The organism is Amycolatopsis solani (genome assembly GCF_033441515.1).
In the GTDB taxonomy this organism is placed as follows: Bacteria; Actinomycetota; Actinomycetes; order Mycobacteriales; family Pseudonocardiaceae; genus Amycolatopsis; species Amycolatopsis solani.
In genome coordinates, this window is sequence record NZ_JAWQJT010000001.1 from 1,744,333 (window position 1) to 1,766,961 (window position 22,629).

The 22,629-nt window shown below is 70.6% G+C and carries 26 protein-coding genes; 17 read left to right on the forward strand and 9 right to left on the reverse strand.

Going from position 1 to position 22,629, the window contains the following annotated elements; genetic code table 11:
• Positions 1 to 6 precede the first annotated feature (6 nt).
• Together SD460_RS08780 and SD460_RS08785 are read left to right on the forward strand one after the other, a co-directional pair.
• Entirely contained in the window at positions 7 to 1,002 is a 996-nt protein-coding gene (locus SD460_RS08780) for an ABC transporter ATP-binding protein (RefSeq protein ID WP_290055753.1), read from the forward strand.
• A complete protein-coding gene (locus SD460_RS08785) occupies positions 999 to 2,111 on the forward strand; it encodes an ABC transporter ATP-binding protein (protein ID WP_290055755.1) in 1,113 nt (370 codons plus the stop codon). The genes SD460_RS08780 and SD460_RS08785 overlap by 4 nt, the downstream gene beginning before the upstream one ends.
• Before the next feature lie 48 nt (positions 2,112 to 2,159).
• Here SD460_RS08785 and SD460_RS08790 read toward each other — a convergent pair whose 3' ends face one another.
• Positions 2,160 to 2,591, reverse strand: coding sequence for a YybH family protein (locus SD460_RS08790; RefSeq protein ID WP_290055756.1), 432 nt, complete (start codon positions 2,589 to 2,591; stop codon positions 2,160 to 2,162).
• Positions 2,592 to 2,672: 81 nt separating this feature from the next.
• On the opposite strand from SD460_RS08790, the gene SD460_RS08795 reads away from it, so the two are divergent.
• The 4 genes from SD460_RS08795 (at position 2,673) to SD460_RS08810 (ending at position 5,752) form a co-directional block, all read left to right on the forward strand.
• Positions 2,673 to 3,032: a YciI family protein gene (locus SD460_RS08795; protein WP_290055757.1), complete on the forward strand. Its 360-nt coding sequence runs from the start codon at positions 2,673 to 2,675 to the stop codon at positions 3,030 to 3,032.
• Positions 3,029 to 4,210 (forward strand): RNA polymerase sigma factor, encoded by a 1,182-nt coding sequence (locus SD460_RS08800; RefSeq protein ID WP_290055758.1) that lies wholly within the window; start codon positions 3,029 to 3,031, stop codon positions 4,208 to 4,210. Before SD460_RS08795 ends, SD460_RS08800 begins: the two co-directional genes overlap by 4 nt.
• 142 nt (positions 4,211 to 4,352) lie before the next feature.
• Positions 4,353 to 4,997 carry an SDR family oxidoreductase gene (locus SD460_RS08805; protein WP_290055759.1) on the forward strand — a complete coding sequence of 215 codons (645 nt, stop codon included), beginning with the start codon at positions 4,353 to 4,355 and terminating at the stop codon, positions 4,995 to 4,997.
• Positions 4,998 to 5,104: 107 nt separating this feature from the next.
• On the forward strand, positions 5,105 to 5,752 hold the full coding sequence (locus SD460_RS08810; protein ID WP_290055760.1) for a DedA family protein: 648 nt from the start codon (positions 5,105 to 5,107) through the stop codon (positions 5,750 to 5,752).
• Here SD460_RS08810 and SD460_RS08815 read toward each other — a convergent pair.
• Positions 5,749 to 6,645: an EamA family transporter gene (locus SD460_RS08815; RefSeq protein WP_290055761.1), complete on the reverse strand. Its 897-nt coding sequence runs from the start codon at positions 6,643 to 6,645 to the stop codon at positions 5,749 to 5,751. The two genes, SD460_RS08810 and SD460_RS08815, sit on opposite strands and share 4 nt — an antisense overlap.
• A gap of 86 nt (positions 6,646 to 6,731) precedes the next feature.
• On the opposite strand from SD460_RS08815, the gene SD460_RS08820 reads away from it, so the two are divergent.
• Positions 6,732 to 7,640 carry a LysR family transcriptional regulator gene (locus SD460_RS08820; RefSeq protein ID WP_318306049.1) on the forward strand — a complete coding sequence of 303 codons (909 nt, stop codon included), beginning with the start codon at positions 6,732 to 6,734 and terminating at the stop codon, positions 7,638 to 7,640.
• A 32-nt stretch (positions 7,641 to 7,672) separates the two neighbouring features.
• Here SD460_RS08820 and SD460_RS08825 read toward each other — a convergent pair whose 3' ends face one another.
• Positions 7,673 to 8,281 (reverse strand): TetR/AcrR family transcriptional regulator, encoded by a 609-nt coding sequence (locus SD460_RS08825; RefSeq protein WP_290055763.1) that lies wholly within the window; start codon positions 8,279 to 8,281, stop codon positions 7,673 to 7,675.
• 58 nt (positions 8,282 to 8,339) lie between these two features.
• On the opposite strand from SD460_RS08825, the gene SD460_RS08830 reads away from it, so the two are divergent.
• On the forward strand, positions 8,340 to 8,945 hold the full coding sequence (locus SD460_RS08830; RefSeq protein ID WP_290055764.1) for a peroxiredoxin-like family protein: 606 nt from the start codon (positions 8,340 to 8,342) through the stop codon (positions 8,943 to 8,945).
• On the opposite strand, the gene SD460_RS08835 is transcribed toward SD460_RS08830, so the two are convergent.
• Positions 8,932 to 9,483 carry a DedA family protein gene (locus tag SD460_RS08835; RefSeq protein WP_290055765.1) on the reverse strand — a complete coding sequence of 184 codons (552 nt, stop codon included), beginning with the start codon at positions 9,481 to 9,483 and terminating at the stop codon, positions 8,932 to 8,934. The two genes, SD460_RS08830 and SD460_RS08835, sit on opposite strands and share 14 nt — an antisense overlap.
• 80 nt (positions 9,484 to 9,563) lie before the next feature.
• Positions 9,564 to 11,324, reverse strand: a complete 1,761-nt coding sequence (leuA, locus tag SD460_RS08840; RefSeq protein ID WP_290055766.1) for a 2-isopropylmalate synthase — start codon at positions 11,322 to 11,324, stop codon at positions 9,564 to 9,566.
• 218 nt (positions 11,325 to 11,542) lie between these two features.
• On the opposite strand from leuA, the gene SD460_RS08845 reads away from it, so the two are divergent.
• Positions 11,543 to 11,911: a hypothetical protein gene (locus SD460_RS08845; protein WP_290055767.1), complete on the forward strand. Its 369-nt coding sequence runs from the start codon at positions 11,543 to 11,545 to the stop codon at positions 11,909 to 11,911.
• Here the strand turns inward: SD460_RS08845 and SD460_RS08850 are convergent.
• Both SD460_RS08850 and SD460_RS08855 read right to left on the reverse strand, forming a co-directional pair.
• Entirely contained in the window at positions 11,908 to 12,480 is a 573-nt protein-coding gene (locus tag SD460_RS08850; protein WP_290055769.1) for a hypothetical protein, read from the reverse strand. The two genes, SD460_RS08845 and SD460_RS08850, sit on opposite strands and share 4 nt — an antisense overlap.
• A gap of 41 nt (positions 12,481 to 12,521) precedes the next feature.
• Positions 12,522 to 13,112 carry a nitroreductase family protein gene (locus tag SD460_RS08855; protein ID WP_290055770.1) on the reverse strand — a complete coding sequence of 197 codons (591 nt, stop codon included), beginning with the start codon at positions 13,110 to 13,112 and terminating at the stop codon, positions 12,522 to 12,524.
• Between the two features lie 228 nt (positions 13,113 to 13,340).
• On the opposite strand from SD460_RS08855, the gene SD460_RS08860 reads away from it, so the two are divergent.
• From SD460_RS08860 to SD460_RS08875, 4 genes are all read left to right on the forward strand, one after another.
• Complete coding sequence (locus tag SD460_RS08860; protein ID WP_290055771.1) at positions 13,341 to 14,606, forward strand: aspartate kinase; 1,266 nt, start codon at positions 13,341 to 13,343, stop codon at positions 14,604 to 14,606.
• The gene (locus tag SD460_RS08865) at positions 14,606 to 15,643 is read left to right on the forward strand and encodes an aspartate-semialdehyde dehydrogenase (protein WP_290055772.1); all 1,038 of its coding nucleotides are present in this window, start codon (positions 14,606 to 14,608) and stop codon (positions 15,641 to 15,643) included. Before SD460_RS08860 ends, SD460_RS08865 begins: the two co-directional genes overlap by 1 nt.
• An 88-nt stretch (positions 15,644 to 15,731) precedes the next feature.
• Positions 15,732 to 16,910, forward strand: a complete 1,179-nt coding sequence (locus SD460_RS08870) for an RtcB family protein (RefSeq protein ID WP_290055773.1) — start codon at positions 15,732 to 15,734, stop codon at positions 16,908 to 16,910.
• A gap of 16 nt (positions 16,911 to 16,926) precedes the next feature.
• The gene (locus SD460_RS08875) at positions 16,927 to 17,307 is read left to right on the forward strand and encodes a DUF8711 family protein (protein ID WP_318306050.1); all 381 of its coding nucleotides are present in this window, start codon (positions 16,927 to 16,929) and stop codon (positions 17,305 to 17,307) included.
• A gap of 40 nt (positions 17,308 to 17,347) precedes the next feature.
• On the opposite strand, the gene SD460_RS08880 is transcribed toward SD460_RS08875, so the two are convergent.
• Positions 17,348 to 18,517 carry an MFS transporter gene (locus SD460_RS08880; RefSeq protein WP_290055785.1) on the reverse strand — a complete coding sequence of 390 codons (1,170 nt, stop codon included), beginning with the start codon at positions 18,515 to 18,517 and terminating at the stop codon, positions 17,348 to 17,350.
• A gap of 221 nt (positions 18,518 to 18,738) precedes the next feature.
• On the opposite strand from SD460_RS08880, the gene SD460_RS08885 reads away from it, so the two are divergent.
• Positions 18,739 to 19,338, forward strand: coding sequence for an acyl-CoA-like ligand-binding transcription factor (locus tag SD460_RS08885; RefSeq protein ID WP_290055775.1), 600 nt, complete (start codon positions 18,739 to 18,741; stop codon positions 19,336 to 19,338).
• A 368-nt stretch (positions 19,339 to 19,706) separates the two neighbouring features.
• Complete coding sequence (locus SD460_RS08890; protein WP_290055776.1) at positions 19,707 to 20,231, forward strand: hypothetical protein; 525 nt, start codon at positions 19,707 to 19,709, stop codon at positions 20,229 to 20,231.
• A gap of 72 nt (positions 20,232 to 20,303) precedes the next feature.
• On the opposite strand, the gene SD460_RS08895 is transcribed toward SD460_RS08890, so the two are convergent.
• Positions 20,304 to 21,356 (reverse strand): alpha/beta hydrolase, encoded by a 1,053-nt coding sequence (locus SD460_RS08895; RefSeq protein ID WP_290055777.1) that lies wholly within the window; start codon positions 21,354 to 21,356, stop codon positions 20,304 to 20,306.
• 150 nt (positions 21,357 to 21,506) lie between these two features.
• Here SD460_RS08895 and SD460_RS08900 point away from each other — a divergent pair, with 150 nt between their 5' ends.
• Positions 21,507 to 22,055, forward strand: a complete 549-nt coding sequence (locus SD460_RS08900) for an NADPH-dependent FMN reductase (RefSeq protein WP_438860603.1) — start codon at positions 21,507 to 21,509, stop codon at positions 22,053 to 22,055.
• Between the two features lie 134 nt (positions 22,056 to 22,189).
• Positions 22,190 to 22,612, forward strand: a complete 423-nt coding sequence (locus SD460_RS08905) for an organic hydroperoxide resistance protein (RefSeq protein ID WP_290055786.1) — start codon at positions 22,190 to 22,192, stop codon at positions 22,610 to 22,612.
• The last annotated feature ends 17 nt before the right edge of the window (positions 22,613 to 22,629 follow it).

A 22,629-nucleotide genomic window follows, 5' to 3' on the forward strand; every position in this document is an offset into this window, starting at 1 on the left:
GAACCCATGGCACTCCTTGAAGTCCGCGACCTCAAGGTCGATTTCGTCCGCCGTGGCGAGCGGCCGTTCACCGCGGTGGACAACATCAGCTTCGACGTCGAGCCGGGCCAGACGGTCGGCCTGGTCGGCGAGTCCGGCTGCGGCAAGTCCGTGACGTCGCTGGCGATCATGCGGCTGCTCGCCCGCCGCGGCAACAAGGTCACCGGCTCGGTGCGCTTCGAAGGCACCGACCTGCTCAAGCTGTCCGACAAGGACATGCGCGACCGCCGCGGCCGCGACCTCGGCATGGTCTTCCAGGACCCGCTGTCCTCGCTGAACCCGGTCATCCCGATCGGGCTGCAGATCACCGAGGTGCTGGAGCGCCACCGCGGGATGTCGCGCAAGGCGGCGTCCGTCGAAGCGATCGACCTGCTCGACAAGGTCGGCATCCCCGACCCGTCGCGGCGGCTTTCCGAGTACCCGCACCAGCTTTCCGGTGGGATGCGGCAGCGCGCGCTGATCGCGATCGCGCTGGCGTGCCGTCCGCGGCTGCTCATCGCCGACGAGCCGACCACGGCGCTGGACGTCACCATCCAGGCGCAGATCCTGGCGCTGCTGCGGGAACTGGTGCAGGACACCGGCACCGCGCTGATCATGATCACGCACGACCTCGGCGTCGTCGCCGGGCTCTGCGACGAGGTCAACGTGCTCTACGGCGGCAAGATCGTCGAGCGCGCGCAGCGGCACCAGCTGTTCGCCGAGCCGCGGCACCCGTACACGCACGGCCTGCTCGCCTCGATCCCGCGCCTCGACGCGGGCCGCGGCGAGAAGCTGATCCCCATCCGGGGTTCGGTGGCCGACAACATCCCGTGGGACCACGGCTGCGCGTTCGCGCCGCGCTGCCCCAACGCGGTGCCCGCCTGCCGCGAGGTCCAGCCGCAGCTGGCCGCCGACCGCGGCGGGCTGCTGCGCTGTCACAACCCCGTGCGGCCGCCGGTCGCGACGGGAGGAGGAGCCCGATGACCCGTCCTGCTGGTGACGTGCTGCTCGAGGTCACCGACCTCAAGGTGCACTTCCCGATCAAGCGCGGCATCGTGATCGACCGGACGGTCGGGCACGTGTTCGCGGTCGACGGCGTCGACCTGGCCATCCGCCGCGGGGAAACCTACGGCCTGGTGGGCGAATCCGGGTGCGGCAAGTCCACGCTGGGCCGCGCGATCCTCCGGCTCAACGAGCCGACCGCCGGCCAGGTCGTCTTCGACGGCACCGACGTCGCGGCGCTCAAGGGTGAGGAACTGCGGAAGGCCCGGCGCCGGATGCAGATGATCTTCCAGGACCCGCTGTCCAGTTTGGACCCCCGCCAGTCGGTGGAATCCATCCTGCTGGAAGGCATGCACGCGCACGGTCTGGACAAGGACAAGGAAGCGACGCAGCAGCGGTTGCGTCAGCTGCTGTCCGCGGTCGGCCTGCCGGAGACGGCGCTGCGGAAGTACCCGCACGAGTTCTCGGGCGGGCAGCGCCAGCGCATCGGCATCGCGCGGGCGCTGGCCGTGGAGCCGGACCTGATCGTCGCCGACGAGCCGGTGTCCGCGCTGGACGTGTCGGTGCAGGCCCAGGTGGTGAACCTGCTGGAGGACCTGCAGGACCAGCTCGGGCTGACGTACCTGGTGATCGCGCACGACCTCGCGGTGGTGCGGCACATCTCCGACCGCATCGGCGTGATGTACCTGGGCGCGCTGGTCGAGGAGACCGACGCGGATTCGCTGTACCGGGAACCGCTGCATCCGTACACGCGGGCGCTGCTGTCGGCCATCCCGGTGCCGGACCCGCAGGTCGAGGACACCCGCGAGCAGATCCTGCTCGCCGGTGACCTGCCTTCGCCGGCCAACCCGCCGACGGGCTGCCGCTTCCACACGCGCTGCCCGTGGCGGCAGGCGAGCCTGTGCGACACCGACCGCCCGCAGCTGCGCGAAATCGGCAGCGGGCACCGGGTGGCGTGCCACTACGCGGAGGACATCCGCGACGGGCGCATCCAGCCGCACGAGGTGGAGCCGGAACTGGTGGAGCTCACCGGGGCGCTGAACCCCGACCTGGGCCCGCCGGACGTCGGCACGTCCGCCGAAATCCTCTGAGGGTGGTGGCCGGCCGGGAGTCTTTCTCCCGGCCGGCCACTCTCGGTTTCAGGGCTTGAGGTCCAGCGCGGCGCTCATCGTGCCGTCCATGTAGAACGGCGTCGAGTCGTGGACGTGCGTGATCCGCCACTCGCCGTGCTCCCGGCGGAAGCCGGTCGTCGACCGGAACCAGAGGTCGAACTTCGCCGGCGCGCCCTTCGGCGTCGTCGACAGCCGGGTGAGGGAGTGGCTGAAGGCGACGTCGCCCCCGACGGTGACTTCGAGGTCGCGGACCTCGTACTCGATCGGCCCGTCGAAGCTCGCGAACCAGGCCTTTCGCGCCTCGACGTCTTCGCCGCGGTGCGCGAGCGGCGGGGCCAGGGTGTAGGCGAGGAGTTCCGGTGCGCACTGCGCGGCGAGTGCCTCGGCGTCACGCTCGGTCATCGCCTTGGCGCGCGCGGCCACGAGTTCGCGAATCCGCTTGTCGTCCTGCTCGGTCATGCCATCCTCCTGGGGTGGTGGTCGGTTCACCGGGGACGTAGCGGCCACCGGGCGGATTTCGACATCCAGCGGGAGGCGTTCGTGAAATACGTGGTGTTGATCTACGGCAACCCCGAGTCGCGCGCGGCGTGGGAGGGCATGACCGAGGAGCAGCGCGCGGCCGGGCTGGCGTACTACCAGCAGCTCAACGACGACCTCGACGCCTCCGGCGAGCGGATCGTGTCCGAGCGGCTGGCGTTCCCGGAGTCGGCGAAACAGGTCCGCGCCGGCGAGGGCGGTGTCCTGACGACGGACGGCCCGTTCGCCGAGGCCAAGGAGTTCCTCGCCGGCTTCTACCTGCTGGACTGCGAGAGCCTCGAGCGCGCGACCGAGATCGCCGGCCGCGTCCCGGAGGCGTCGTTCGGGGTGGTCGAGGTGCGGCCGGTGATGGGGCTGCGGTGATCGCCGACCTCCTGCGTTCGCTGACCCCGCAGGTCGTGGCGGCGCTGGTCCGCCGCTACGGCGACTTCGACGCGTGCGAGGACGCGGTCCAGGAGGCGCTGCTGGCGGCGTCCCGGCAGTGGCCGTCGGCCGGGCTACCGGACAACCCGAAGGGCTGGCTGATCACGACGGCGTCCCGGCGGCGCATCGAGCAGCTGCGCAGCGAGACGGCCCGCCAACGCCGTGAAGAGGCGGTGGCCATGGCCGAGCCCCCGGACCCGGAGCCGGTCGGCGTCGACGACACGTTGACGTTGTTGCTGCTGTGCTGCCACCCGTCGCTCTCACGGCCGTCGCAGGTGGCGCTGACGCTGCGCGCGGTCGGCGGCCTGACGACGGCGGAGATCGCGCGGGCGTTCCTGGTCCCGGAGGCCACGATCGGCCAGCGCATCAGCCGCGCGAAGCGCTCCCTGCGCGGCGAGCGGTTCGTCGCGTCGGGCTCGCCGGCCCGCGTGCTGGAGGTGCTGTACCTGATCTTCCCGGAGGGCCACACGGCGAGTTCCGGTGAAGAGGTGAACCGCGTCGAGCTGACCACGGAGGCGATCCGGCTGACCCGCCGGCTGCGTTCGTCGCTGCCGTCGGACGGCGAGGTGACGGGCTTGCTGGCGTTGATGCTGCTGACGGACGCCCGCCGCCCGGCGCGGGTGTCGGCGTCGGGCGAGCTGGTGCCGCTGGCCGCGCAGGATCGGACGCTGTGGAACCAGGGGTACATCGCGGAGGGGGTTTCGCTGATCACGGCCGCGCTGGCATCGTCCCCGGTCGGCCCGTACCAGCTCCAGGCGGCGATCGCGGCGGTGCACGCCGAGGCGTCGTCGACGGAGGAGACGGACTGGGCGCAGATCTTGACGTTGTACGACCTGCTGCGCGTGGTGGCGCCGGGCCCGATGGTGACGTTGAACCGGGTGGTGGCGTTGGCCCAGGTGTCGGGCCCTTCGGCGGGCTTGGCAGAGCTGTCCGCGGCGGCTTCGGACCCGGCGTTGGCTACGCACCACCGGGTCGACGCGGTGCGGGCGCACTTGCTGGAGCTGTCGGGTGATGTGGTCGGGGCGCGCGAGGCGTACCTGGCCGCGGCGGGGCGGACGTTGAGCGTGCCGGAGCAGGGGTACCTGCGGTCCCGGGCGGCCGCACTGGCCGAGGACTGAGCAGCGCTTCCCGTGACGACAGGAATGAGTCATTCACGTCGTTTCCGCGCCGCCACCCCGCGCCGCCGAGTTGTCCACATGGGGGTGAACCCTGTGGACAACTCGTCCGGCGGAGCGGCCCCACCTGCGAGACGATCGACTCATGCAGGTCACCGTGCTCGGCGCGACCGGACGAACCGGCTTCCACGTAGTCCGCCTGCTCGCCGCCAGAGGTCACACCGTGAAAGCCGGGCTTCGCAGCAGACGGCGGGCCGAACTCCTCCGCGGCATCGAGAACGCCAAACCCGTTCTCGCCGACGTCACCGCCGATCCGGACGACCTCGTCGAAGTCCTCAAGGACTCCGACGTCGTCATCAACGCCATCGGCGCCCCCGACCCGGAACCCGAATCGGTGAACCTCGTCGACCGCGACGGGGCCATCACCGCCATCCGCGCCGCCGAACGGGCCGGGGTGCCGCGGTACATCCAGCTCTCCGCCCAGTTCGCCGACTCGCCGGACCAGGGCGATCGGCTCGTCCGGTCGATCCTCTTCGCCAAGCAGATCTCCGACAGCGCCCTCCGGAAATCGGCGCTGACCTGGACCATCGTCCGGCCCGGGACGCTCACCGACGGGCCCGCCAACGGCCGCGTCAAGGTCGCCGGGCACCTCGAACCCGGGCGGATCGCGCGGCAGGACGTCGCCGCCGTGCTCGTCGGGGCGCTGGCCGAACCGCTCACCGAAAACCGCGGGTTCGACGTCGTTTCCGGGGATTTCCCGGTCGCGCCCGCTCTCGCCGCGCTCGGGTGACCCCCACCAAAGTAGGACCCCTGGCAATACCTGAGTAGGCCGCCCGGAGCGCCCCGCCCCCGGTACCCTGCGGAAAGCAGATTCCGGAGTACCAGGGGGTACGAACAGTGCACATCGACCAATGGCTGGAGGCGATCCCGCCGCTCTCGGTGTACCTGATCGTCGGTGCGGTGATCATGATCGAGAGCCTCGGCATCCCGCTCCCCGGCGAAATCGTGCTGGTCAGCGCGGCCTTGCTGGCCTCGCAGCACGACACGCTGAGTCCGCTGTGGATCGCGATCCTCGCCAGTGCCGGCGCCATCATCGGCGACAGCATCGGCTATTTCATCGGGAAAACCGGTGGCCAGCGGCTGTTCGCCTGGGCCGGCCGGAAATTCCCGAAGCACTTCGGACCGACGCACCTCGCCAACGCCGAACGCATCTTCGACAAGCGCGGCGTGTGGGCCGTCTTCCTCGGCCGCTTCATCGCGTTCCTGCGCATCCTCGCCGGCCCGCTCGCCGGCTCGCTGCGCATGCACTACCCGAAGTTCCTGCTGGCGAACGCGGCCGGCGGCATCGTCTGGGCGGGCGGCACCACCGTGCTCGTCTACTACCTCGGCGTCGTCGCCGAAGAGTGGCTCGGCCGGTTCTCCAAGTTCGGCCTGGTCGCCGCGGTCGTCATCGGCATCGTCGTCTTCTTCGTCATGAAGAAGCGCCTCGGCCGCGCCCATGAGGGCGAAGAAGAGACCCCGAAGCAGGAGGAGACGGCGGCCTAGACCGTCACCAGCTCCGGTGCGGGCTTGCGCGTGAACCGCAGCGAGCCCAGCAGCACCCCGGCGATCACGACGGCGGCCGCGCCGATCTCCAGGCCGGTCGGCCGTTCGCCGAGGAAGACGAACGAGGCCGACAGCCCGACCACCGGCACCAGCAGCGAGAACGGCGACACGACGCCGGCCGGGTTGCGCCGCATCAGCGTCGTCCACAGCCCCGACCCGACGACGGTGCCGATCAGCACGACGTAGGTCAGGCCGCCGAGCGCGGTCAGCCCGGTCGGGGTGCCGAGCGTGGTCAGCGAACGCCACTGCGCGGCCGGGCCCTCCATGACCAGCGAGAGCGCGAACATCGGCAGCGGCGGCACCACCGACATCCACAGCGTGAAGTGCAGTGGGTTGTCCGGCTCGGCCCGGCGCGTGCTCAGGTTGCCGAACGCCCAGCTCAGCGCGCCCAGCAGGGTCAGCACCATGGGTAGCAGGGCGGCGTGCCCGGACTGCTGCCACGCGATCGCAACCATCCCGGCGACGGCCAGCGCGATGCCGGCCAGCTGGTGCGGCGTGACGCGTTCACGCAGGAAGACGGCGCCGAGCAGCACCGTGAACGGCGCCGACGCCTGCAGCACCAGCGACGCGAGCCCGGTCGGCATCCCGGTGTCCATCGCGATGAACAGGAACGCGAACTGCCCGGTGCCGAAGCCGAGGCCGTAACCGAGCAGGTGCCGCACCTTCACCTTCGGCCACGGCACGAACAGGATCGTCGGCACGGCGATGACGGCGAACCGCAGCGCGCCCGCGAACACCGGCGGGAACTGGCCGAGCGTGGCGTGGATGGCGAGGAAGTTGAGTCCCCAGAGGACGGCGACGAGCACGGCGAGCAGGCGGTCACGAGCGGGCATGCCTCCACTGTGACGGGGGCGATCGTGAAGGACCAGCGAGAATATCTGCAGGAACCTTGTAGCGCCGCTTCACATATGCTGGGGCCGTGGATCTGGGCCGGTTGCGCACCCTGCGCGAGTTCGCCGACCGCGGGAGCGTGACGGCGGCCGCGCGGGCGTTGCACTGCACGCCGTCAGCCGTCTCGCAGCAGTTGCGCGCGCTGCAGGGCGAGGTCGGGCTGCCGCTCACCGAGCCGGCCGGCCGCGGGCTGCGGCTGACCGACGCGGGCCGCGCGCTGGTCGCCCGCGCCGACGAGGTGCTGGCCGCGCTCGAGCGCGCCGAGTCCGAATTGGACACCTACCGCAGCGCGCCGCGCGGGCGGGTGCGGCTCGCGATCTTCCAGTCGGCCGGGCTGATGCTGCTGCCCGGGCTGCTGACCCGCGTCGCCGGCTACGACGGCCTGGAGGTCGACGTCCGGGACGTCGACATGACCCCGCCCGAGGTGCCGGGCCTGGTCGCGGACTACGACGTCGTCGTGGCGCACCGCGACGAGCACGCGCCGGAGTTCGACGCCGGCCGCCTCGACGTCGTGCCGCTGCTGCGGGAGCCGCTCGACGTCGCGCTGCCGGTCGGGCACCGGCTGGCGGCCAAGCGGCGCGTGGAGCTGGCGGAGCTGGCCGACGAACGCTGGATCGGCGTCGACCACGGCTTCCCGGTGGACGACGTGCTGCGCTCGCTGACCATCCGCACCGGCGTGCGGCCGGTGGTCGTCCAGCGGATCAACGACTTCCGGATCACCGAGCGGCTGGTCGCGGCGGGCCACGGCATCGCGCTGGTGCCCCGCTACACGATCGACACCCGCCGCGGCAGCGGGCTGGTCAGCAGGCCGCTGGCCGGCATCCGCGCGGCGCGGCTCGTGGAGGCGGTGTGCCGGACGGGCGCGCTGCAACGCCCGGCGGTGGCGAAGGTGATCGAGGAGCTGGCCGCGGAGGTCGCCCAGCTCACCAGGTCGTGAGTGTTTAGGACGGTTCTAACCGTCCTAAACACTCACGACCGGGCGTGGGAACGCAGGTAGGTGAGCGCGATCCCGAGCGCGTCCTCCAGTGCCGTGAGGTCGTGCCGGATGTGGGCCAGCAACAGTCCACCGTGGACGGACGTCATCGCCGCCTGCGCCAGCCGCGCCGGGTCGGCGTCCGCGGTCAGTTCTCCGTTGTCCCGCAACGTGGTCAGCCCGCGCTCCAGGTGGGATTCCCACGTCCGGTAAGCCTGGTCGACCAATGGCGCGAGCTGAGGGTTGTCGCCCACTTCGCCGGCGAGGTTGCCCAGCGGGCACGCGATCGGCCCGCCCGCGCGGCGGTGGACGTCCAGCAGTTGCTCGGTCCAGGTCTCGAGATCGGCCCACGAGGAGAGCGTGAAGATCGCCGGCTGGTTGGCCAGCACCTGCTCGAGGTACCGGTCGATCACGGCCGCGACCAGCTGCTCCTTGTTCTTGAAGTAGTGGTACATCTGCGATTTCCCGGCCCCGCTCGCGGCGAGCACCTTGTCGACGCTCGTGCCCGCGACGCCGTCGACGTACATCAGTCCCGCCGCCGCCTCGACGATCGCGTCCCGCGTCCGTTTCCCGCGCGGGGTCGTGGCGGCCGCTTGCGTCTCCATGTACCGGATAGTACAGTTCGCCCCACTGTACCGATCAGTACAACCGCTAGGGGGATCCATGACGCTCAACAACGACCTTTCCGACGTCAACGCGCACGCCCGCGGGGCGCTGCCGCCGGAGATCTTCGAGGTCCTGGAAGCGGGCCGGCGCCAGGCGGCCGCGACGAAGTTCGCCGAGGTGGGCGACAAGATCGACGACTTCACGCTGCCGGGGGCCGATGGCGTGCCGGTGAGCCTGGGCGCGCTCGTCGCCGACGGGCCGGCGGTGCTCGTGTTCTACCGCGGCCAGTGGTGCCCGTACTGCAACCTGACGCTGCGCACGTACCAGCGGGAACTGCTGCCGGAGCTGGGCCGGTCCGGCGCGAGCCTGGTCGCCATCAGCCCACAGAAGGCCGACGGCCCCCTCCCGGACCTGGAGTTCCCGGTGCTCTCGGACGTCGGCAGCACCGTCGCGCGCGGGCTCGGGCTGAGCTATCCGGTGTCCGCCGAGGTCCGGGCGGCGATGCAGGCGCTCGGCACGGACCTCGAGCAGGTCAACGGCGCCTGGGAGCTGGTCCACCCGGCCGTCGTCGTGGTCGACCGGGACCGGCGGCTCCGGTTCGTCGACGTCCACCCGGACTTCGTGACCCGGACCGAGCCGGCGGACATCCTCAAGTCGCTTTAGCGCCGCGTTTCACGCCGTAGGTGATCGCCGAACCCAGGACCAGGGCGACGCCCAGGGAGAGCAGCATGCTGATCCCGGGTTCGGTGATGATCTGGCCGCCCGCGTAGCCGAGGAGGGCGACGTACGACGTCCAGAGCGTGACGCCGACGGCCGACGCGGTGAAGAACTCCGCCGCCGGCCACCGGAGGGAGCCGGCGAGGAGCGCGCCGATCGTCCCGCCCGACGGCAGCCAGCGGGCGGCCACGAGCACCGGCCGGGGGTGGCGCTGCAGCCGTCCGTCGAACCAGCCGATGCCGGCGGCGATCTTCCGCCGCCGGCTCAGCCGGTCCAGCGCCGCCCGGCCACCGAACCGGCCGAGTGCGTAGAGCGCCTGGTCCGAGACCAGGCACCCGGCCGAGGCCACGGCGATCACCAGCGCCAGCGACGTCCCGCCCTGCGCCGCCGCGACGCCCATCCCGAGGATCGTCACCTCGGTGGGCAGCAGCGGCACCAGCGAGACGACGAACAGCACCAGCAATCCCGCCGTAGTCGCGTCCACACCTCCATTAACCGCCTGCCGGGCGTGGAGCACTCCCGATCACCGGGGACTCACAGGAACCCGACAGGCGGCCCACAGGTTCAGCGGTTGGCGCGGTTCACCGCCGACACGACCGCGCGCAGCGACGCCGTCACGATCGACGGGTCGACGCCGATGCCCCAGAACACCCGGTCCGAGATCGCGCACTCGATGTACGACGCGGCGCGCGCGTCGTCGCCCGGCGAGAGCGTGTGCTCGCTGTAGTCCAGCAGCCGCAGGTCGAAGCCCACCGTGGACAGCGCGTCGAAGAACGCCGCGATCGGGCCGTTGCCGCGGCCGGTGACCTCGTGCTCGTCCCCCTCGACGCGGACGGTCGCGGTGATGTCGTACTCGCCGTCGCCGTTGTCGCGGACGTGCTGGCGGACCAGCTCCAGCGGCGTCTTCAGCTCCAGGTACTCGGCCGAGAACGCGTTCCACATCGTCGTCGGGTCGACCTCGCCGCCCTCGGAGTCGGTGTGGCGCTGGATGACCTTCGAGAACTCGATCTGCAGGCGCCGCGGCAGGTCGAGCTGGTGCTCGGCCTTCATGATGTAGGCGACGCCGCCCTTGCCGGACTGCGAGTTCACCCGGATGACGGCCTCGTACGTGCGGCCGACGTCCTTCGGGTCGATCGGCAGGTACGGGACCTCCCACGGGTACTCCTCGACCGGTACGCCCGCCTTGTCGGCGGCGTCCTTCAGTGCGTCGAGGCCCTTGTTGATCGCGTCCTGGTGGCTGCCGGAGAACGCGGTGAACACCAGGTCGCCACCCCACGGCGAGCGCTCGGCCACCGGCAGCTGGTTGCAGTACTCGACCGTCCGCTTGATCTCGTCCATGTCCGAGAAGTCGATCTGCGGGTCGATGCCCTGGCTGTAGAGGTTCATGCCCAGCGCGACCAGGTCGACGTTGCCGGTGCGCTCGCCGTTGCCGAACAGGCAGCCTTCGATCCGGTCGGCGCCGGCCTGGAAGCCCAGCTCGGCGGCGGCGATGCCGGTTCCGCGGTCGTTGTGCGGGTGCAGCGACAGGATGACCGAGTCGCGGCGGGCCAGGTTACGGCTCATCCACTCGATCGAGTCGGCGTAGACGTTCGGCGACGCCATCTCGACGGTCGCCGGCAGGTTCAGGATCACCGGCTTCTCCGGCGTCGGCTGCCAGATCTCGGTGACGGCGTCGCAGACCTCGAGCGCGTAGGACAGCTCGGTGCCGGTGTAGGACTCCGGCGAGTACTGGAACCGGAAGTCGGTGTCGGGCTGCTTTTCGGCCAGCTCGACGACCATTTCGGCGGCCTGCGTCGCGATCTTCTTGATGCCCTCGCGCTCCTCGCGGAACACCACGCGGCGCTGCAGGATCGACGTCGAGTTGTAGATGTGGACGATCGCGCGCGGCGCGCCTTCGAGGGACTTGAAGGTCCGCTCGATCAGCTCCGGGCGGCACTGGGTCAGCACCTGGATGCTGACGTCGTCCGGGATGGCGTGCTCTTCGATGATCTCGCGGACGAAGTCGAAGTCGGTCTGCGACGCGGCCGGGAACCCGACCTCGATCTCCTTGTAGCCCATGCGCACGAGCAGGTCGAAGAACTTCCGCTTGCGCGCGGGCGACATCGGGTCGATCAGGGCCTGGTTGCCGTCCCGCAGGTCGACGGCGCACCACAGCGGCGCGCGCTCGATGCGCTTGGCGGGCCAGGTGCGGTCGGGCAGGTCGATGTTCTCGACGAGGTCGTACCAGGGGCGGTAGCGGTGGACCGGCATGGACGTGCCGCGCTGGGTGTTCCAAGCGGGCTGGTCAGCGGGCGCGGGACGAGAGGGCTTGCGGATCTTGCTCATGGGTTTGAGGGTGTCTCCAGCTCGACGGGTGCGACCGGCACCACGAAGCCCCGCGACGGGGAGCCGGTCCGGTCAGGCCCCGTCGCGGCAGCGAAGCAGGAGAGCACGCGCCACGGCTCCACCATAACCACGCAACGCGGGATGAGGGAAGCCGGGCGCCCCCTTCCTGGGGTTACCTGTGGGTAGCAATTGGACGGTGGCCGTGCGAAACTGCGGTCATGGCTGAGCACGCAGAGTCGTCGTCGGAGGAGACCAAGGTCTCCCGCCGGGCTCCCGTCGACTGGCGCCGCACCCGGGGCCGGCTGGCATCGGTGGCGGCGTCGATCGTCCGCTGGGTGGGTCTGGTCTTCGCCGCGTTCCTGGTGATCCACGTGATCTTCACGGTCGGCTCGGCCAACCCGGACAACGGCATCGTCTCGTTCGTGAAGTCCTGGGCGGACGGCCTGGCGCTGGGGTTCAGCGACCTGTTCACACCGAGTGACGAGAAGCTGCGCGTCCTGGTGAACTACGGCATCGCGGCGGTGTTCTGGCTCGTGGTGTCGGGCATCCTCGCGAAGGTGATCCGCCGGGTGGGCGGCGCTTCCTAAGGACGGACCAGCGCCGTCCAAATCCGTTCGGCCGCCATGAAGCACGCTTCGTGCTCCTCGGGTGCGTCCGGTGACCGCGTCTCGGCTCGGTGTAGCCAGCTGAGCAGGTCCATCGCGATTTCCGCCGGGAGCTCGCGCAGCAGCCGGACCGCGTCTTCGGTGCGAATGCGGCTCAGCAGCCGTCCGGTGGAGAAGGGGGCCAAGTCGCCGAGGTCCACCAGTTCGCGCAGGTAGTCGAGGCCGAGCAGCGGCAGCATCCGGTCGGCGAGTGGAACCGGCATCCGGCGCAGGAGCGGTCCGACGTACTCGTGCGGCAGACACCGGAAGACGGCCGCCGCATCGGGTGGCGGCAGTGCCGCCAGTTCGCCGTAGACCGAGGGGAAGTCGTCCGGGCCTTCTAGCCGCAGCTGGGGCGCCAGCCGTGCGGCTATCCGGCCCGCTTCGACCGGGCTCAGCACATCCGGCGGCGACGACTCGGGCGCCAGTCCGGCGTTGATCGTCACGTTCCCGTACACGGTGCCGAACTGCCCGATGCCGCTGCCCGATGCCCGGTTGTGCGTCTCGTCCATCGCCACCTCCTGCCGGAGGAGTCGCTATTCGGCGGCTGCGGTTACAGTGCCGGCTTGCCCCACCGATCCGTGAACGCGAACTCCTCCAGCGGCACCCGCACCCGCTCGGCCTTCTCGCGCTCGATCCGCCAGTCCTCCGCCAGCACCTCCGGCGAAGCCGGCGACCCCACCGCGATCGCCACCTTCGGGACCGCTTCGGCCGGCAGTGAGAACGCGGCACTCGCCTCGGCAGCCGAGAACCCCGCCATCTGGTGCGCGACCAACCCCAGCTCCACCGCCTGCAGCACGAGGTTCTCCGAAGCCAGCCCGAGCCCGTACTCGGCGTACGGCACCGAGCCCTTTTCGTTCGTCGTCACCACCACGCCGATCAGCAGCAGCCCCGCTCGGTGCGCCCACGCGCGGTTGCCCGAATTCAGCGTCGCCAGGATCGCGTCGAACGCCGGTGTCCCGCGGACGCCCACCAGGTACCGGGCCGGCTGGGTGTTGCCGAACGACGGGGCCCAGCGGGCCGCTTCCAGCAGGGCGCGGACCTGCTCCGGGGTGACCACGGCCGACTCGTCGTAGGCTCGCGGGCTCCACCGTTCGGCCATCAGGGTCGCGATCGGGACGCTCGTCACAGCTGGCTTTCGCACGATCTTGACGATACCCACGAGTGCTGTGCGTCACTCGGGAGGAAGGGCTCCGCGCATTTCGTTGGTGTTACGGAAGATTTACTTCCGAACAACCCAGGCGAAGGGTCCGCCCCACGTCAAGAGGGTGGCGGGGCGTCCCCGCCCCGGTAGGCTCCTCTTCAAATCATGGGACGCGGGGGCTCCTCGGTGCCCACCAGGGAGCCGCCCGGCCCGCGAGGAGGTTCGGGCGTGGCCCTCGTGGTCCAGAAGTACGGCGGATCGTCGCTGGAAAGTGCCGACCGGATCAAGCGCGTCGCCGAGCGGATCGTCGCCACCAAGAAGGCGGGCAACGACGTCGTGGTGGTCTGCTCGGCGATGGGTGACACCACCGACGAGCTGCTCGACCTGGCTCAGCAGGTCAACCCGGCGCCGCCGGAGCGGGAGATGGACATGCTGCTCACCGCCGGTGAGCGCATCTCGAACTCGCTGGTCGCCATGGCCATCGCGGCCCAGGGCGCCGAAGCTTGGTCGTTCACCGGTTCGCAGGCCGGCGTCGTCACGACGTCGGTGCACGGCAACGCGCGCATCATCGACGTCACGCCCAGCCGCGTCACCGAAGCCCTCGAACAGGGTTACGTCGCGCTGGTGGCGGGTTTCCAGGGGGTCGCGCAGGACACCAAGGACATCACCACGCTCGGCCGCGGCGGCTCGGACACCACCGCCGTCGCGCTGGCCGCCGCGCTCAACGCCGACGTCTGCGAGATCTACTCCGATGTGGACGGTGTGTACACCGCCGACCCGCGGGTGGTGCCGGACGCGAAGAAGCTCGACACCGTCACCTACGAAGAGATGTTGGAGCTCGCCGCCAGCGGCTCGAAGATCCTGCACCTGCGTTCGGTCGAGTACGCGCGCCGCTACGGCGTCCCGATCCGAGTCCGTTCTTCCTACAGTGACAAGCCGGGCACGACGGTGACCGGTTCTATCGAGGAGATCCCCGTGGAACAAGCCCTGATCACCGGTGTGGCGCACGACCGCTCCGAAGCCAAGATCACGGTCACCGGGGTGCCGGACCACGCCGGTGCCGCGGCCCGGATCTTCCGCGTGATCGCCGACGCCGAGATCGACATCGACATGGTGCTGCAGAACGTGTCCAGCACGGTGTCCGGCCGCACGGACATCACGTTCACGCTCTCGAAGGCCAACGGCGCCGCGGGCGTCAAGGAACTGGAGAAGGTCAAGGCGGAGATCGGCTTCGAGTCGGTGCTCTACGACGACCACGTCGGCAAGGTGTCGCTGGTCGGCGCCGGGATGCGCTCGCACCCGGGTGTCACGGCGACGTTCTGCGAGGCGCTGGCCAACTCCGGCGTCAACATCGAAATCATCAACACCTCGGAAATCCGGATCTCCGTGCTGATCCGCGACGCTCAGCTGGACGACGCCGTGCGCGCGATCCACGACGCGTTCGAGCTCGGCGGCGACGAGGAAGCCGTGGTCTACGCGGGGAGTGGTCGCTGATGGCGGACGGGCTGCGGGTCGGGGTGGTCGGCGCGACCGGCCAGGTCGGCGCGGTGATGCGCAAGCTGCTGGCGGAGCGGGAGTTCCCGATCGCCGAGCTCCGGTACTTCGCTTCGGCGCGCTCGGCGGGCTCGAAGCTGCCTTGGCGCGACACCGAAATCACGATCGAAGACGCGTCGACGGCGGATCCGTCCGGTTTGGACATCGCGCTGTTCTCCGCGGGCGGGTCGACGTCGAAGGCGCAGGCGCCGCGGTTCGCCGAGGCGGGCGTGACGGTGATCGACAACTCCTCGGCGTTCCGGATGGACCCGGACGTGCCGCTGGTCGTCAGCGAGGTCAACCCGCAGGCCATCAAGGAAGCGCGCAAGGGGATCATCGCGAACCCCAACTGCACCACCATGGCCGCGATGCCGGTGCTGAAGCCGCTGCACGACGAGGCCGGGCTGGTCCGGCTGGTCGCGTCGACGTACCAGGCGGTGTCCGGCAGCGGGCTGGCCGGCGTCGACGAGCTGGCGGGCCAGGTTCGCGCGGGGGCGGAGCACGCCGCTCTGCTGACGCACGACGGTGCGGCGATCGACTTCCCCGCGCCGAACAAGTACGTCCGCCCGATCGCGTTCAACGTCCTGCCGATGGCGGGGTCCATTGTGGACGACGGCGAGCTCGAGACGGACGAGGAGAAGAAGTTCCGCAACGAGAGCCGCAAGATCCTGAGCATCCCCGGCCTCGGCGTTTCGTGCACCTGCGTGCGCGTGCCGGTGTTCTCGGGGCACTCGATCTCGGTGAACGCGGAGTTCGCGCAGCCGCTGACGGTCGAGCGTGCGACCGAGCTGCTCACGCACGCGCCGGGCGTCGAGCTGTCGGAGGTCCCGACCCCGCTGCAGGCGGCGGGCAACGACCCGAGCTACGTCGGCCGCATCCGCGCCGACCAGGGCGTCGAGGGCGGCCGCGGGCTGGCGCTGTTCATCTCGAACGACAACCTGCGCAAGGGCGCGGCGCTCAACGCGGTGCAGATCGCGGAGCTGATCGCCCAGCAGTGACCACAGTGGACGGCTGAAACTCGCTTGGCGATTCGCGGTGCCCGGGAGATCCTGGGCACCGCGAAACCATTTCCAGGGGAGGAAAACCATGTACACCGCTGTCGACGGCGCCCGCGTCCCGATCCGGATGTGGGCCGACCCCGCGTCGGTCGAAGAGCAGGCCATGCGGCAGCTGCACAACGTCGCCAACCTGCCGTGGGTGCACGGCGTCGCCGTGATGCCCGACGTGCACTACGGCAAGGGCGCGACCGTCGGCAGCGTCATCGCCATGCGCGACGCCGTCTCGCCCGCCGCCGTCGGGGTGGACATCGGGTGCGGCATGAGCGCCGTCCGGACGTCGCTCAGCGCGAGCGACCTGCCGGATGACCTCGGGAAGCTGCGCCGCCGGATCGAAAGCGCCGTTCCGGTCGGGTTCGGGCTGCACAAGACGCCCGTGAACCCGGCCAAGGTGCACGGCGTCGGCGGCTGGGACGCGTTCTGGCAGGGCTTCGGCCGGCTGCACGAAGGCGTCCAGGAGCTGCACGACCGGGCCGCGCGGCAGATCGGGAGCCTCGGTGGCGGGAACCACTTCATCGAGGTCTGCCTCGACGACGACGGCCGCGTCTGGCTGATGCTGCATTCGGGTTCGCGCAACATCGGCAAGGAGCTCGCGGAGCGGCACATGGCTGTCGCGCGGAAGCTGCCGCACAACGCCGACCTGCCGGACCGCGACCTCGCCGTGTTCGTCGCCGGCACGCCGGAGATGCAGGCGTACCGGCGCGACCTGTTCTGGGCGCAGGACTACGCGGCGCGCAACCGCGCCACGATGGTCGCGCTCGTGAAGCAGGCGCTGAAGGACGTCGTCCCGCAGACGAGCTTCGACGACGCCATCTCCTGCCACCACAACTACGTCGCCGAGGAGACGTACGACGGGGTGGAGTTGCTCGTCACCCGCAAGGGCGCGATCCGTGCCGGATCGGGTGACCTCGGGATCATCCCGGGCAGCATGGGGACCGGTTCGTACATCGTCCGCGGGCTCGGCAACACCGCGTCCTTCGAGTCGGCGTCGCACGGTGCCGGCCGCCGGATGTCCCGGAACAAGGCCAAGAAGCTGTTCACCGCGGACGACCTCGCGGCCCAGACGGCGGGCGTCGAATGCCGCAAGGACTCCGGCGTCGTCGACGAGATCCCGGCGGCGTACAAGGACATCGATTCGGTGATCCGGGCGCAGACGGACCTGGTCGAGGTCGTGGCGCACCTCAAGCAGGTGGTCTGCGTCAAGGGCTGAGCGGTACCTTGGCGCCATGACGAGGGGTGGAACGACGGCCGCGCTGCTGGCCGGGGCCGCACTGCTGCTGAGCGGGTGCGACCAGGTCAGCGACGCGGTCGACCAGGGGAGCCGGACCGCGGACAAGGTGAGCGCGTGCACGGAGGCGCTCGGGCTCGCGGACCTGAACCCGCTGGTCGACCCGGACAAGCTCAAGGCGCGCGCCGCGGACAAGGAGAAGCGGCTGCGCGAGCTGGCGGCGAACGTCCAGGACCAGGACGTGAAGAACGCGCTGCTGGGCATGGCGGGCTCGTACGTCGAGGTGCAGAAGGAACGCATCGAGGACGCCGGGGTCGTGGCCCAGTGGGTGCAGCGCAACGTCAAGAAGCTCGACGCCCTCCGCACGGCCTGCGGCTGACGCCGGTCGTGAGTGATAAGTCGGGTTAGAACCCGACTTATCACTCACGACCAGCCGCGGCAGACTCGGCCAGTGCGGGGAGCGGGTCGGCGGCCGGCTCCGGGGTGCGGGAGTGACGGCGGAGCAGGCCCGCCGCCGCGATCAGCAGGCCGCCGAGGCCCGCCGCCGCGAAGCCCCACGCCGGGCTCGAGTGGTCGATCGCGAAGCCGACCACCGGGCTGCCCAGCGCCAGGCCGAGCCGGGTCGACGCGTCCTGCAGGCCCATCGCCTCGCCGCGGACCTGCGGCGGGGCGATCTTGCTGACCGTCTCCGTGGTCGCCGCCAGGGTCGGGGCGCACAGCAGGTTCGTCGGGATCAGCACCAGCATCAGCAGCCACCACGGCTGGTCGGCCAGCCCGACCGGCACCACCAGCAGCGCCAGCAGCAGCATCAGCACGCCCTGCGGCAGTGACCGCTTGACCGCGCCGTGGACGATGCCGCCGAGGATCGAGGCCGCGCACATCACCGCGATGACCAGGCCGGTCACGCCGAGGTCGCCGTTCGCGCGTAGAGCCGCCAGCGTCGCCAGTTCGGTGCCGACCAGCACGAACAGCGCGCCGCCCGCGATCAGCAGGGTGGCCACCAGCTGCCAGGACAGCCAGGTGCGCAGCTTCGGGCGGACGCCGTCGACGATCGGCTCGCGGTCGTCGCGGATCGGCGGGTCGACCAGCCAGATCAGGCACGCCGTGCCGCCGAAGAGGACGCCGAGCGCGCTGAGCGTGAGCGTCGGGGGGAACGCCGTCATCGCCGCGATGCCGGCCGCCGGGCCGATCATGAACGTCGCTTCGATCGAGATGGTGTCCAGCGAGTACGCCGCCCGGCGCTCCGCCACCGGGACGAGCGCGGCCAGCACCTGCCGCGCCAGCGAGCCCGCCGGCACCGAGAGCGCACCGGCCGGGACCGCGACCACGGCGAGCGCCGCGTACGGCAGGTGCGGCGCGGCGAACCAGAACGCCGTGGTCGCGAGCCCGCAGACTGCGACGACCGGGCGCAGCCCGTACCGGTCGATGCACCGGCCGACCAGCGGCGCGCCGAGCGCCATCCCGAGGGTGATGCCGGCGCCGACCAGGCCGGCGGCGCCGTAGCCGCGGCCGAGCCCGGTGACGATGTACAGCGTCATCATCACGCCGTTCATGGTCATCGGCAGCCGCGCCAGGAACATCAGGGCCATGGTCGAGGGGACGCGGGGAACGGCGAGGACCCGGCGGTAGGGCTGCAGCGGCACGTCTTCGATGAGAACCCAACCTGGTACGCGCGTGCAACAAAATTTCGCGCCTGGTGCTGGGTAAATTTGATAGTTGATCCCATTTGATAGCAACTACCAACTTCTGCCGGCGGCGCTGTTCCTGCCCGGGCGGGCGGTCGCCCGGGCGCAACCGTGAGAATCGGGGCATGACGTCGTCGCCAGCTGAACCGCAGGGCCTGCGCGAGCGCAAGAAGGCCAGGACGCGCGCCGCGATCCGGCGGCACGCGTTGCGGCTGTTCCACGAGCAGGGCTACGGCGCGACGACGGTCGACCAGATCGCGGCCGCGGCGGAGATCTCGCCCAGCACCTTCTTCCGGTACTTCCCGACGAAGGAAGCGACGGTGCTGTACGACCCCTTCGACCCGCTGCTCATCGCGGCGGCGCTGGCGCAGCCGGCCGAACTCAGCCCGATCGGCGCGCTGCGGGCGACCGTGACCACCGTCCGCGAGGTGCTCCCGGCCGACGAGTGGGAGCGCGAACGCCGGCGGCAGCGGCTCGTGCTCCGCGAGCCCGAGCTGCGCACCGCGGCCATGGACAAGTTCGCCGAGGGGATCGACCTGCTGGCCGGGTTCGCGGCGCAGCGCACCGGCCGGGAGCCGGGCGGCTTCGAGGTCCGCAACTGGGCGGGCGCGGTGGTCGGCGTGGCCCTGGCCGCGTTCCTGGGATCGGCGGCGGATCCCGAGGCCGACGCGCTGGCGGTCCTCGACGAAGCCGTCGCCCACCTGGAACTGGGTTTGCCGCTCTGATCCGGCGAATCTCGTCCCGACCTGTGTGGGTGGCGGTGCGAGCGTGGGGGACGCCCCGTCTGGAGCAGTCGCGACACGCGGTCCGACGGAGTGATGAAGCCAATTGATCACCGTTTACACCAGTGTGGGTGACCCGGATGTTCCATAGTGGACAGTGATCACCGCTGAGTGACGATCGGGATCGGTCATGATGATCTTCAGGGGGAGGGGCAAGGTTTCGACGTTAATCAAATGCGGGTCAGTTCGCCTTTTCCGGATTCGGCACGTAAGGGTTAGAAAACGTCTCCAACCGGTGATCGGGTGGCTTATCTCCGACACGGCGGGTATCGATTTAACCCGTCAGGTCTCCCGAGGCCAGGAGGTAAGGAATGAAAGGCAAGATCGGGCGGGTCATCGCCCTGGTAGCCGCAGGCAGTCTGCTGGCGGTCGGAACGGCGGGGATCGCCTCGGCGAGCCCGGACGGGGGCAAGGGTTCCTCCAGCACCCAGGCCCTCGCCGCACAGGTGCTCCAGATGCGTGACGACCTGACCAAGGTGGCCTACGCGGGCAACGTCGGCGCCACGCGCGGCGACCTCGGGCAGCTCAGCCCGGTGCTCTCGGACATCGCGGCCGGCAAGCGCTACACCGTCCAGACCGACACCGAGCAGCTCGCCGGCCTGGCCAAGGGCCGGGCGGACGAGTCCAACCGGCTCCTGACCGACCCGACGGCGAAGGCGCGCCAGCTGCCGCCGCTGCCGTTGCCCATCCCGTCGCTGCCCGACCTGCCCGGACCGCTGAAGATCGTCAGCGACCTGGTGAAGGCGCTCCTCGCGGCCGTCACCGGCATCCTCGGCGGGCTGCTCGGCGGCCTGCCGGTGCCGCCGCTGCCGGTACCACCGCTGCCCGTCCCGTAACCACCGAGGAAAACAGGGGGATCCGGAGCCCGGCCCGCGGACATTTCTCCGCGCCGGGCTCCGGATTCGTTTTCAGCCCCGGCCGGACAACCCTTGCCGCAATGCGCCCGCCGTTTCGGCCAGCGCTTCGCGGAATCGCGTTCCGACGCCGGTGAAGTTGATGAACCCGTGGATCAGGTCCTCGTGCCGCCGCAGCGCGACCTCGACCCCGGCGTCCGCGAGCTTCTCCGCGTACGCCTCGCCTTCGTCGCGCAGCGGGTCGAAGCCGGCTGTGACGATCAGCGCCGGCGGCAGGCCGCTCAGGTCGTCCGCGCGCAGCGGGGAGAGCCGCGGGTCGGTGAGGTCGGTGCCCTCCGGCACGTAGTGGCCCTCGAACCACTTCATGTGCACGTCGGTCAGGAACAGGTCCTCGGCGAACAGGTCCTGCGAGCGGTAGCGGTGCGCGAAGTCCGTCGCCGGGTAGATCAGCAGCTGGAACGCCGGTGCCGGACCGCCCCGCCGGACGGCCTGCTGCGCGGTCACGGCGGCGAGGTTGCCGCCCGCGCTGTCCCCGCCGACGGCGATGCGGGCCGGGTCGGCGCCGAGGTCGCCGGCCTTCGCCACCGCGTAGTCGAACGCCGCCAGCGCGTCGTCCGTCGCCGCCGGGAAGGGGAACTCCGGGGCCAGCCGGTACTCGATCGACAGCACCCGCACCCCGGCGTGCTTGGCCAGGAAGCGGCAGGCGTTGTCGTGGCTCGCGCGGGTGCCGATCACCCAGCCGCCACCGTGGAAGAACACCAGCAGCGGCGACTTCTCGGGCAGCCCGGCCGGTGTGTAGAGCGTGGCCGGCAAGTCGCCGTCCGGCGTCGGCACGGCGAGCTCGCGCGCCGAGACCGGCTCGACCGGCTTGCCGCTGACCAGGTGCCTGCCGACGTCGAGCAGGGCCCGCGACTGCTCGACCGAGCCGCGCACGAGCTCGGCCTTCGCGAGCTTCTGCAGCCGGAGCAGCAGCTGGGCGTCGAGCGCCAGGTCCTGGCCGTCGATGCGGACGGTCCGGCCCGCCGCCGCGCGCCGCACCGGCGTGGGCAGCCAGAACGCCAGCTGGGACGCGGCCGCCTGGACACGGACCGGGAGCGGGATCGCCATGGTTCCTCCTGAGCTTCGGCGCTGCCCAGGAGGTTACTTGCCAGTAGATAACAGGTCCAGCTGTGACCAGGACCTCCGTCCCAGAGTCTGGTCCTCCAGTTAAGTGGAGGGGTTAGCCTGGAAAGCGTGACTTCAGCCAGGACGCTCAACGTGCTCGGGATCGGCGGCTCGCTCCGTGAGGGCTCGCAGTCCGAACGAGCGCTGCAGATCGCGCTCGGCGGCGCGGCCGAAGTCGGCGTCCGGACCCGGCTGCTGACCGGCCCGGACCTGATTCTCCCCTTCTACGACGCCGGCGTGCCGGACCGCGACGAGCGCGCCACCCGGCTCGTCGAAGCCATCCGCGAGGCCGACGGGATCATCGTCGTCTCGCCGGGCTACCACGGCGCGCTCTCCGGCCTGGTCAAGAACGCGCTGGACTACGTCGAGGACCTGCGTGACGACCGCCGTCCCTACCTCGACGGCCGCGCGGTCGGCCTCGCCGCCGTCGCCTACGGCTGGCAGGCCGCGGTGACCACGCTCGAACAGCTGCGCACGATCACGCACGCGCTGCGCGGCTGGGCCACCCCACTGGGTGGTTCGATCAACTCGGCCGAGACCAAGTTCGACGAAGGCGGTGGCGCGTCGGACGAGAAGAGTGTCCGGACCCTTCGCCTGATCGGGCGCCAGGTCGCCGAATTCGCGGTGACGCGCACCGCATGACGTTTCGCCCGGGTGCGCCCGGGTAATCGATGTACGTGACGCCTGCCATGTGCGGGCACTGTTCCGCGGGTGCGGGATGTTGTGCCCAGTGAGACGCTCGTCGAGGAGTGTCCAGGACAGAAGGCGGGCTGAGCATGGGTCAGGCGATCTACACCGCGGTGGCGACGGCGCGCGGCGACGGCCGCAACGGCGAAGTCACTTCGTCGGACGGCGTCATCGACGAGTCGCTGGCGATCCCGAAGGAGATGGGTGGCCCCGGGGGCGACAAGACCAACCCCGAACAGCTCTTCGCCGCCGGCTACTCGGCCTGCTTCCACAGCGCCCTGCAGCTGGTCGCCCGCCAGGCCAAGGTCCAGCTCGGCGACTCGACGGTGACCGCGGAGGTGAGCGTGCTCAAGCAGGAGGTCGGATTCGGCCTCGGCGTCGCTCTCAACGTCTCCCTGCCGGGCCTCGAGCAGGCCCAGGCCGACCAGCTCGTCGAGCAGGCCCACCAGGTCTGCCCCTACTCCAACGCGACCCGCGGGAACATCGAGGTCGCGCTCTCCGCCACCGTCTGATCCCAGCCGTCGAACCA